Origin of the sequence: Terrabacter sp. RAF57, from assembly GCF_052113925.1 — a bacterium.
GTDB lineage: Bacteria > Actinomycetota > Actinomycetes > Actinomycetales > Dermatophilaceae > Terrabacter.
The window spans coordinates 72,870-83,294 of sequence record NZ_JBFRDT010000018.1 but is presented as its reverse complement, the minus strand read 5'-3'; the positions used below and the strand labels follow the sequence as shown (position 1 = coordinate 83,294).

General features: G+C 72.4%; 8 protein-coding genes. All 8 read right to left on the bottom strand.

The window, feature by feature from the left end; all coding sequences use genetic code 11:
- Nucleotides 1-2,349: glycoside hydrolase domain-containing protein (locus AB4Y83_RS18070; RefSeq protein WP_442297711.1), on the bottom strand; the 2,349-nt coding region annotated here is incomplete at its 3' end.
- A gap of 171 nt (nucleotides 2,350-2,520) precedes the next feature.
- A complete protein-coding gene (locus AB4Y83_RS18065; protein ID WP_442297710.1) occupies nucleotides 2,521-3,474 on the bottom strand; it encodes an N-acetylglucosamine kinase in 954 nt (317 codons plus the stop codon).
- Between the two features lie 13 nt (nucleotides 3,475-3,487).
- Entirely contained in the window at nucleotides 3,488-4,396 is a 909-nt protein-coding gene (locus AB4Y83_RS18060; protein ID WP_442297709.1) for a carbohydrate ABC transporter permease, read from the bottom strand.
- Nucleotides 4,393-5,292 (bottom strand): carbohydrate ABC transporter permease, encoded by a 900-nt coding sequence (locus AB4Y83_RS18055; RefSeq protein ID WP_442276388.1) that lies wholly within the window; start codon nucleotides 5,290-5,292, stop codon nucleotides 4,393-4,395. Before AB4Y83_RS18055 ends, AB4Y83_RS18060 begins: the two co-directional genes overlap by 4 nt.
- A 10-nt stretch (nucleotides 5,293-5,302) precedes the next feature.
- On the bottom strand, nucleotides 5,303-6,622 hold the full coding sequence (locus AB4Y83_RS18050) for an ABC transporter substrate-binding protein (RefSeq protein ID WP_442297708.1): 1,320 nt from the start codon (nucleotides 6,620-6,622) through the stop codon (nucleotides 5,303-5,305).
- A 68-nt stretch (nucleotides 6,623-6,690) separates the two neighbouring features.
- The gene (locus AB4Y83_RS18045) at nucleotides 6,691-7,641 is read right to left on the bottom strand and encodes an N-acetylmuramic acid 6-phosphate etherase (protein ID WP_056822516.1); all 951 of its coding nucleotides are present in this window, start codon (nucleotides 7,639-7,641) and stop codon (nucleotides 6,691-6,693) included.
- A gap of 94 nt (nucleotides 7,642-7,735) precedes the next feature.
- Complete coding sequence (locus AB4Y83_RS18040) at nucleotides 7,736-8,635, bottom strand: MurR/RpiR family transcriptional regulator (protein WP_442297707.1); 900 nt, start codon at nucleotides 8,633-8,635, stop codon at nucleotides 7,736-7,738.
- Nucleotides 8,636-8,639: 4 nt separating this feature from the next.
- Nucleotides 8,640-10,382, bottom strand: coding sequence for a serine hydrolase (locus AB4Y83_RS18035; RefSeq protein WP_442297706.1), 1,743 nt, complete (start codon nucleotides 10,380-10,382; stop codon nucleotides 8,640-8,642).
- Nucleotides 10,383-10,425: the final 43 nt, after the last annotated feature.

Here is a 10,425-nt window from a genome sequence, read left to right as displayed (position 1 = left end):
GCTGCCCGTCGTCGCGGTGGAGTCGGCGCTGAGGAAGCCGGCCGCCCGGGGTGAGGTGGCGGTGAGGTTGATCGCGGCGGCGGTCGCTCCGGCGGGCACGGGTGACCCGGTGACGCCGGCGACCTTGATGGTGAGCGAGGCGCCGGCGGGGATCGCGGTGCGGACGGGGTTGGATGTCGTGCCGACGCGGGTGTCGAGCAGGCGAGTGGGCGTCACCGGGACGAGGTGCGAGAAGGACGAGGGCCGCACGGCCGCCGACGGGGTCGAGGCTGGGCCGGCACCGATGACGTTCGTCGCCGTCACCGTGAAGGTGTAGGCCGTCTCGTTGCGCAGCCCGGTGAGGGTGGCCGACGTGGCGGAGCCGGACACCGTCGCGCTCGCCCCTGCGGGCGAGGACGTCACGGTGTAGCCCGTCACCGGGCTGCCGTTCGACGTGGCCGCGGTCCAGCGGACGGTCGCGCGGCCGTTGTCAGGGACCGCCGACACCGACGTCGGGGCCGACGGCGCGGTGGCCACGAGGGAGAACCGCATGGCATCGACGCCGACCTGGGCGGTCGTGGGGCTGGGTCCGTTGTCGCCGGCGTGGACCCGCACCGAGGTCCCGGAGCGGGCGAGGTAGGTGCCGAGCGGGGACCACGTGCCCGCCGCCGTGGACTGGTCGACGACGGTGGTCGCGGACCCGCGGGCGTCGGTGACGGCATACGTGACCTTGGCGTCGGCTCTGGTGGCCGGGACGAAGGCGCTCACCGCGTAGAGGCCTGCCGAGAGGGCCGGGGACCACGTGGCGCCGTTCTCCTCCGTGCTGCCGTTGGCGTACGTGGAGTACGCGCGTCCCTGCACACCCTGGCCCTGGTTGGGCTTCCAGTAGGACATGTTGCCGGTGAAGACGAACGACGGGCTGCCTGGGCCCGTCGTGTCGGAGCCGTAGCTGATCGGGACCGGCGCGCCCGTGACGCGGCCGCCGACCCAGTCGGCGTCGATGTCGATCCTCACCCCGCCCCACGTCTCGCTGCCGGTGGCGTACTGGTGGAGCCGCTGGCCGCCGGCCCAGTAGCTGTCCCGGAACTCGGGGTGACTCGTCGAGTCGGACAGGGTCTGCAGCCCGTTCCAGCTGGCGAACCACACGTTGTCGGGTGCGGTGAAGCCCGTCGTGCCCATCGCCGTGGACAGGTCGACCATGAGCGAGGCGGTGCTGCCGTACGCGCCGGAGGTGTAGCCGCGGGCGTGCAGCTCCTGCGTCCATGCCGTCAGGAACGACAGGACCGTGGCCGTGCAGCCGGACACGGTGGGGTCGTACGCCTCCATGTCGTAGTAGACGGGCGTGCCGGCGCCGAGACCGAAGAAGGCCGCGCGCCCGGCCGCGTCGGCAGCGGCGGCCTTGCCCTGCGCAGCCGCCTGCGTCGGGTCGATGGTGCTGAGGCCGGTCTGGTCGACGCAGGGTGCCTGTGGCCCGACGTAGATCGGCATGAGTCCCCAGCCCATCGAGCTGACCTGGCTCACCCACGTCGAGGAGAGGTTGCCGTCGCCGCAGGCCCGCATCGAGCCGCCGATGTAGATGCCCACGGCACGGTAGGGGGAGGCCAGCCAGGACTGCATCGTCGCGACGCTCGGGGCGGCGCACGCGTCGAACGCCATCCCGGTGAAGGGGTGTGGCCCCGACGTCGCGGCGGTCGAGGCCGTGCCCGGGGAGGCGGTGGCCGTGGAGGCGGTGGCCGACGAGGACGAGGCGGAGGAGGTGGACGAGGTGGCTGCCGCCGTGCCGGCGGCCGGGCCGGTGCGCGTGGCCGCCGAGCTCGCGGTCGCGGTGGCGAGGACGTCGTCGACCCTCGACTCGCTCGAGCCCCAGGTGGCGTCGACCTGCACGTCCTGTGCCGTGAACCTCGCCATCGTGGTGCCGGCGGCGCGGTCGGTGCCGGTGTGGGCCCGGAGCGTGCCGAGGGTGGTCGTCCTCGAGGTCGTCGCCGTGCTCGCCCGGTCGGATCCCGGGTGCAGCCAGATCGTCTCGGCGCGCCCGACGAGGTGCGCGGGGCAGTCCTGCTGGGAGCCCGGTCGGCCCAGGTAGACGGCCCGCACGTCGAGACGGACGCAGCGGGTGGGGTCGGCGTCGAGGTCGACGACGGCCCAGTCGGACGGGACGGAGAGGTGGACGCCGCGGTAGTCCACGGATCGCGTGCCCGTGGGTGTCACGGCCGGGGCCGGCGCGGGGGTCGCGGCCGCGGGGCTCGCGGCCGCGGGGCGCGCTGGTGCCGGAGCCGCCGTCAGGGCAGCGGCGCTCGCGCTGGAGGCTGCACCGAGGGCCAGTGCGGCAGCACCGACGATTGCCGTGAGTCGGCGGGGTGAACCGGGCATGTCAGAACCTCTCGAGCGTCACGGCGATGGTCCGGACGGCACGTGGATCCCGATGGAGGCACGGCACAAATCGGGTGAATCGGACCACCCCCGTCGGAGGGTACCGGCTCGCCGCACCGCTGGGGCCCTTCCGGGCTCGTCAGCTGCCCGGGCGGGGTGCCGGCCCGCCGATCACGTCGTGAGGAGGTATGCCGGGTGCTCGGGGACCGCTCCCGTGTCGCGCAGGTGCCGGGCCAGGTGGAGGGCGCCGTCGAGGGCCCCACCGCGGGCCGCTGAGCGCCGGGCGCCGCCGCCGACCCGGGCGAGCCGGTCGTCGAGAGCGTCCACGACCGGTCGGGCGCTGAGGAGGCCGCCGGTCGCGGTGAGGACCGGGTCGGTCAGGCCCTCCGCCGCGCGCAGCAGCGAGTCGGCGAGGTCGGCGCCGGAGCGGGCGCAGAGGGCGTGGGAGACGTCGTCGTCGTCGGCGGCCGCCGTGACGAGCGGGGCGACGGCGGCGAGGCGCTCGGGGGCGTCGGAACTCGTCATGACGAGTCGCGGCCAGCCCTCCGGAGGGCCGAGCAGGTCGCTGGCCGCTGCCAAGATGGCGGACGACCCGTCGGGGAGCCCGTCGTGGGCGCGCAGTGCGGCGCGGAGTCCGGCCATGCCGAGGGTCGCCGCCGACCCGGCGTCGCCGAGCACGTGCCCCCACCCGTCGACCCGGCGCCACTGCTGCTCGAAGTCGGTGCCGAACGCGACCGCCCCGGTGCCCGCCGCGACGACCGCGCCGGGACCGATCCGGCCCGTCGCGCCGACGAGGTTGGCGACGGCGTCGCTGACGACGACGGTGCGCTCGGCGCCCAGGCCCTCCGCCACGGTGCGCAGCACCTCCGACCGGTCGGCGAGGAAGAGCAGGCCGCGCATCGACCAGACGACGACCGCGGGAGCCGCTGTGCCACGACGGGTCTCGTCGTCTGGGCGCGCTCCCAGCAGGGCGCGGGCGTCGGACACGAGCGCTGCGACGTCGATGCCGCCCGCCCCGAGCCGCACGCCCGGTGCCGTGAGCACGGGACCGGGCGACACGGCACACGTCTGCAGTCGGAGGCCCGACCCGCCGACGTCGACGGCCACGACCTGCTGCTCGTTCACGCGAGGGAGCCGATCACTTCGCCATGCCGGCGGTCAAGCCCGCGACGATCTGCTTCGTGGCGACGAGGAAGAGCACGATGAGCGGGACCGTCGTGATGACGAGCCCGGCGAAGACGGCCGAGTAGTTCGTCGCGTTCTCGCCGAAGAAGCTCGTCAGCCCGACCGGGAGGGTGTACTTGTCCTCGCTGCGCAGCAGCACGAGTGGGAAGAGGAAGTCGTTCCAGATCGGCACGAACCGGAAGACGGCCACCGTCGCGAGCGCCGGGCGCACGAGCGGGACCATGATCCGCCAGAAGGTCTGCCAGCTGCTCGCGCCGTCGAGCGCCGCCGCCTCCTCGAGCTCCTCCGGCAGCTGCCGGAAGAACGTCGTGAGGACGAAGATCGAGAACGGGATGCCCGACGCGGCGTACATGAGCATGAGGCCGAGCCGCGAGTCGATGAGCCCGAGCCCGTCGAAGAGGTAGAAGATCGGCAGGATCGCGAGGTGGATCGGCAGCATCAGGCCGGAGAGGAAGAGCGCCTCGAGCCAGCGGAAGATCCGCGCCCGCCCGCGGGCCAGCGCGTAGGCGGCCATCGTCGCGACGGCGGTCGAGATCGCGACCGCGCCGACCGTGACGAGGAGCGAGTTGCCGAAGTACGTCGCGAAGTTGCCGGTGGTCCACGCCTCGACGTAGCTGGCCGTCGTCGGGGGAGCGGGGAGGCCGAGCGGGTCGGTGATGAGGTCGGCGTTGGTGCGGAAGCTGTTGCTCACCATGAGCAGCAGCGGCACGAGCGCCAGGGCGGCATACCCCCAGAGGAGCACGCTGGCACCGGCGCCGCCCACGGGACGGTTGACCCGCGGTGGGCGCCTGCGGCTGCCCTGGGTCGGACGGGCCGCGACCTGCTCCTGCGGCGCCTCGGTGGTGACGACGGCCGTGGTCATGCGGTGATCCTCCGCTCGTGACGGCGCAGCACGGCCGTGGCGGCGTAGGCGCCACCGAAGATGATGAGGAAGAGCAGGGTGGCGAGGGCCGACGAGCTGCCGATGGCGTCGGTCGCTCCCGAGTCGAACGCCGTGCGGTAGAAGAGCAGTGACACGAAGTCCGTTGCGCCCGCAGGGTTCCCGGTCGAACCACCGAAGGCGTAGGGGAGCGCGAAGGCCTCCATGGCGAAGATGAACGTCAGGACCGACACCGTGCCGATGGCGGGCACGAGCAACGGCAGCGTGATCTTGGAGAACGCCTGCCGGTTGCTCGCGCCGTCGACGCGGGCCGCCTCGGTCAGCTCCTCCGGGACGCCACCCAGTGCGGCGCCGTAGAGCAGCACGGGGAAGCCGATCCACTGCCACACGCTGACGAGGATGACGACCCAGATGGCCGTCTTCGGGTCACCGAGCCAGGGGAGGGCCCATGACTCGAGGCCGACCTTCGTCAGCAGCGTGTTGACCGGGCCGAACGTCGGCGACAGGAGCAGCGTCCAGAGGTAGCCGATGACGATCGGGCTGACGAGGTAGGGCATCGCGTAGAGCGTCTGCAGCATCCGGCGACTGCGCGGACGCGTGTAGAGCAGGTAGGCGATCGTGAGCCCGAAGGTGTTCTGGATGAGCATCGTGCCGATGAAGAAGAGCACATTGTGCAGCAACGCCCGCGGGAGGTCTGTCGTGAACGGGGCCCTGGTGAAGAGCGTCACGAAGTTCTCGAGGCCCGCGAACGCTCCGCGGGTCGTGCCCTGCCACTGGAAGAAGGCGTAGGAGAACGCCGTCACCATCGGGTAGAGCACGAACACCGCGAAGAGCGCGAGCGCCGGAGCGACGAAGACCAGGCCGGTGCGGCGCCTCATGCAGGAACCGTCACGCGCTCGGCTTGAACCAGGTCTTGACGCCGGTCTCGAGGTCCTGGCTCACCGCGGTGGCGTCCTTGGAGCCGAGCAGCATCTCCTGCAGGCCCTTGCCGAGCAGGTCGGTGCCCGTGGGTGCGCCGTAGCGGAAGTCGGTGAGCAGCAGGTACGGCGAACCGGACTTCGTGTAGTTCTCGCTCATCTGCTTGAGCAGCGGGTCGGTCGGCTCGACACCCGGCACGGCCGAGATCTGCTTGATGTCGTCGTTGACCATCTGGCCGAACTCCTTCGTGGTCATCCACTTCACGAGCTCCGTGGCCTCGGTCGGGTGCTTCGACCTGGCGGAGACGGCGAAGTTGCCATCGGCCCATCCTGCCGTCGTCGACTCGGACCCGCTCGGCGAGCCCGGGGCCGGCGGCACCTGGAAGATGCCGATCTTCATGGCCGGGTTGGCCTTCTGGAAGACGGACAGGTCGAAGCTGCCACCGGGGATCATCGCGGCCTTCTCCGCCGAGAAGAGCGTCTGCGCGTCGGTCTGGGCCACGCCGGTGGCGTTCTTGGGCATGTACTTCTCGAGGTCGCCCACGACCTGCACCGACCCGACCCAGTCAGGGTCGGTGAAGGTCTTCTGGCCCGAGAGGACCTCGCCCTGGAAGGCCTTGCCGCCGAAGCGCGGGGCCGCGAGCACCTCGTGGACGATCGGGAGCGTCCAGTCATCCTTGGCGCCGATGGCGATCGGCGTGACGCCGGCCGCCATGAGCTTGTCGTTGGCGGCGATGAACTCGGCCCACGTCGTGGGGGCCGCGATGCCGTTCTTCTCGAAGAGGCCCTGGTTGTAGAACATCTGGACGGTCTGGCGGGCGAGCGGCACCGAGTAGGTCTTGCCGTCCTCCTTGCCCTTGGCGCTCGCGACGACGTTCTCGTCCCAGCCGGAGAGGTCGACCTTGCCGTCGAGCGGCAGCAGCGACTTGCTCGCGACGGTGCCCTGGAGCTGGCCGTAGGAGCGCACCTGGGGCACGTCGGGGCCGCTCGAGCCGGCGAGGCCGGTCGCGAGGATCTTGTTGTACTCGGTCGCCTTGAACGCCTTGAAGTCGACGGTGACGTTCGGGTGGGCCTTCTCGTACGCGTCGAAGATCTTGGTGTACGCGGCCTCGTCCTCCACGCGCCACGACCACACCGTCAGGGTGACCTTGCCGTCGTCTCCCGTGCTCGAGGAGCTCGAGGAGGACGGCGAGCAGGCGGTCACGACGAGCGCTCCGGAGAGCGCGGCGATCGTCAGGACCGTGCGGCGTGCGCGCCGCGACGAGCCGGGGAGGCGTGAGGCGAACGTCATGGTGGTGCTCCTGTCGGGTTCTGCTGGGTGCCTGGGGGTCGGCACGTGTGGGTGGGAGGGTGGTGGGTTCAGCGTTCGGGGGTCGGGGCGGCGGGGGCGGCCGGGGCGGCCACCTGGCCGCCGAGGGACGTCAGCGCGTGGGCCACGGAGCCGTCGTGGGCGGCGATCGCGTCGCGGGCCGTCGCGGCGTCGATGCCCGCGAGCATCGAGAGCAGTGCGGGCTTGAGCTCGCCGTCGGCGTCGTCGAGCGCCCGCCGGGCCTGCTCGGCGTCGGCGCCGGTGGCCTCCTGGAGGATCCGGACGACGCGGCCGCGGAGCTTGGCGTTCGTCGCGACGACGTCGACCATGAGGTTGCTCCACGTGCGGCCGAGGCGGATCATCACGGCGGTCGAGAACGAGTTGAGGACGAGCTTCTGGGCGGTGCCGGCCTTGAGGCGGGTCGAGCCGGTCAGCGCCTCGGGTCCGGTGCGCACGGCGAGCAGCAGGTCGGCGTGGACGGCGACCTCGGCGTCCGGGTTGGCCGTGACGAGGGCCGTGACGGCGCCGAGCTCGCGAGCCCGCGCGAGAGCGCCGGCGACGAACGGCGTACGCCCGGAGGCCGTGAGGCCGATGGCGATGTCGCCGGGACGCAGGGCCTCGGCCTCCTCGCGACCCAGGTCGACGTCGTCCTCGACGTTCTCGACGGCCTCGAGCAGGGCGCCGGGGCCGCCCGCGTGGTGGGCCACGACGAGCCCGGCCGGGGCGTTGAAGGTGGGGCGCAGCTCGGCGGCGTCGAGCACGGCGAGGCGTCCGGACGTGCCGGCGCCGAAGTAGTGGACGGCCCCGCCGGCGCGGAGCGACTCGACCGCGCGGTCGACGAGGAGGGCCAGCTCGGGGAGGACCTCACCGACGGCACCGGCCACCGTCGCGTCCTCGGCGTTGAGGGCCCGGAGGATGTCGAGGGAGGTGTGCGTGTCGATGGACGTCGTCCCCGGATGGCGCTCCTCGGTGGGGGCGTCCACGGTCACCTCGCTGCTCACCCGAGCGAGGTTAGTTTCCTACGCAGTCAGCGTCAATGCCGTAAATGAGTAACATTCGCGTCACGACGGTCGGTCCGGCGTGCCGGCGCTCGCGTCAGTCGGTGACGTGGTGGCCGGCGACGGCCTCGCGGGTGTCGGCGACGGCCTTGCGGGCCTTGCGGAGGTTGCGCTGCGCGACGGCGATGTAGAGGCAGTCGACGACGGTCAGGGCGGCGATGCGGCTCGCCGTGGCGCCGGAGCGCAGGCTCGTCTCGCGCGCCGCCGTCGTCAGGAGGATGTCGACGCCGGAGGCGAGCCGGGACAGCGGGAAGTTCGTGATCGCGAGCGTCCGCGCACCCGTCGAGCGCGCCGCCGCCAGCGCCTCGATGGTCTCGGTCGTCGTGCCGGAGTGCGAGATGCCGACCGCGATGTCGCCCGGGCCGAGCAGCGTCGCGCTCGTCAGGGCGATGTGGGGGTCGTTCCACGCGAAGGCGACGATGCCGATGCGGTGCAGCTTCTGCTGGAGGTCGGTGCCGACGATCGAGCTCGCGCCGATGCCGTAGATGTCGACGCGACCGGCCCGGGCGATGGCCGCCGCCGCCGCGGCGAGGGCGTCGCGGTCGAGCTGCTGGGCCGTCTCCTCGACGGCGCTCGCGTCGCTGAAGGCCRCCTTGGCGATGATGTCGTCGATGGTGTCGCTCGCGCTGATGTCGGTGCCGCCGCGGTTCATGGTGCGCGGGTGGGCCGACTCCTCGGCGAGCGCGAGACGCAGCTGCGGGTAGCCGGGCAGCCCGAGCCGACGGCAGAAGCGCAGCACCGTCGTCTCGGACGTGCGTGCTGCCGTGGCCAGCTCGCTGATGGTCAGGCCGGCGGCGCGGCGCGCGTCGGCGAGGACGATGTCGGCGACACGGTCCTCGGCGGGCGACAGCGAGGGCTTGATCCCCCGCAGGCGGATGAGCAGCGACGCGCTCGCGGCACCTGCGGGGGACGAGGCCCCGTCCTCGGTCCTGGGCATGGGCCTACGCTACGGCGTCGCGGCCGGCGAGCCGCCAACCGTCCGCCGTGAAGGCGTCGGGTGTCTTCTCGCCGTCGAGCAGGACGCCGCCCGGTCCCCGGACGACGACGTCGTCGACGGCGACGCCCCGACCGAGGTAGCCCCCGTCGGTCGTGTGCCGCCAGCGCAGCAGCTGCGACCCGGCCGGCAGCTCGGCCCGCACCTGCACCCAGCGCCTCGTGCCGGCGCCGGAGATGACGCCGTCGGCCGTCTCGGTCTGCCCGCGGTCGACGACGTCGAACGGCAGGGCCGTCCACGTCGCGCCTCCGTCGGTGGAGCGCTCGAGGTGGAGCAGGTCGGTCTCCTCGGTGTCGAGGAAGAGGTCGAAGCCGAGGCGCGCACCTCCCGGACCGACGGGGAGGGCGGGTGTCGTCAGGGTGGTGGCCGTCGCGTTGTCGGATCCCGTGAACCAGGCCGTGTCGCCGTGGCGCGGGCGGATGCCCATCGACGCGGCGAGCCCGTGGGCCCACTCGCGACGGGCGACGTTGATCGATCCCCAGTTGCGAGAGGGGTGCACGCGGTTGGTGAGCAGGATCGCGAACGACCGCGACGTGAAGTCGATGACGATCGACGTGCCCGTGTAGCCGGTGTGGCCCGCGGTGCGGGCGCCCGACAAGGCGTCCATGTACCAGCGCTGGTCGAGCTCGAAGCCGAGGCCGTGAGAGTCGCCGGGGAAGGCGCCGTTGACGTTCGTGATGAGCGCCTCGACGCTCTTGCGGCTGAGGATGCGCTCGCCGCGGTAGGAGCCGCCGTTGAGCAGCGCCTGCGAGAGGATCGCGAGGTCGTCGACGGTGGAGAAGACCCCGGCGTGCCCGGCGACCCCGCCCAGCGACCAGGCGTTCTCGTCGTGGACCTCGCCGCGGACCATGCCGCGCGGCGGCGCCGTCTGGTACTCGGTCGCCGCCGTCCGGGCCTTGTCGGTCGGGTTGTAGCCGGTGTCCTTCATCCCGAGCGGCGCCGTGATCCGGTCGTGGACGACGGTGTCGAGCGGCTCGCCCCGCAGCTTCTCGACCATGACGCCGAGGGTGATGAGGTTGAGGTCGCTGTAGAGGTAGGTGGTGCCCGGCGCGTTGGTCAGCGGCTGGTCCATGACGGCCTTGATGCGCGAGGCCTTGTCGGGCCATTTGCTCCACAGCGGCAGCCACGAGGTGAACCCGGACGTGTGCGTCAGCAGCTGGCGCACCGTCACGGCCCCCTTGCCGCCCGCGGCGAACTCCGGGAGGTATGCGGCCACCGGGCTCTCGAGGGAGACGCGCCCCTCCTCGATGAGCTGGACGACGGCGATCGAGGTGAAGAGCTTGGACACCGAGGCGAGGTCGAAGATCGTGTCGGTGCGCATCGGCTCCCACTGGTCGCGGGGCAGCTCGGTGCTCGCGTCGGCGTAGCGCAGCGCCCAGCCGCTCGCGTCGCGCTCGACGATGCGTCCCTCGTGGCCCATGATCCCGACGGCGCCGGCGAAGAGCGGGTGGCCGCTCGCGTCGACCTGCTCGTGGGCGTGGATCCGGTCGACGGCCTCGGCGATCGGGGCCGGGTCGAGCCCCAGTGACACGGGGCTCGTGTCGGACAGCACGGTGTTGGGCGGCGCGAAACCGCGGTCGGGCTTGCTGAAGTCGTCGGCCGTCGCGGAGCCGACGGGTCCCGCGGTCACGAGACTGCCCGCGAGGGCGAGACTGCCGAGGGCAGCGGGGACGAGGGTACGCAGGCGCATGTCACTCCTAGATCGTGCAACAGGTCGTGCAGCGGGTGGTGAG

What these genes read in the sequence shown, in the direction of transcription:
- AB4Y83_RS18060 (WP_442297709.1), bottom strand. Translation starts at nt 4,396, where the DNA reads ATGACCACGGCCGTCGTCACCACCGAGGCGCCGCAGGAGCAGGTCGCG.
- AB4Y83_RS18055 (WP_442276388.1), bottom strand. Translation starts at nt 5,292, where the DNA reads ATGAGGCGCCGCACCGGCCTGGTCTTCGTCGCTCCGGCGCTCGCGCTC.
- AB4Y83_RS18050 (WP_442297708.1), bottom strand. Translation starts at nt 6,622, where the DNA reads ATGACGTTCGCCTCACGCCTCCCCGGCTCGTCGCGGCGCGCACGCCGC.
- AB4Y83_RS18035 (WP_442297706.1), bottom strand. Translation starts at nt 10,382, where the DNA reads ATGCGCCTGCGTACCCTCGTCCCCGCTGCCCTCGGCAGTCTCGCCCTC.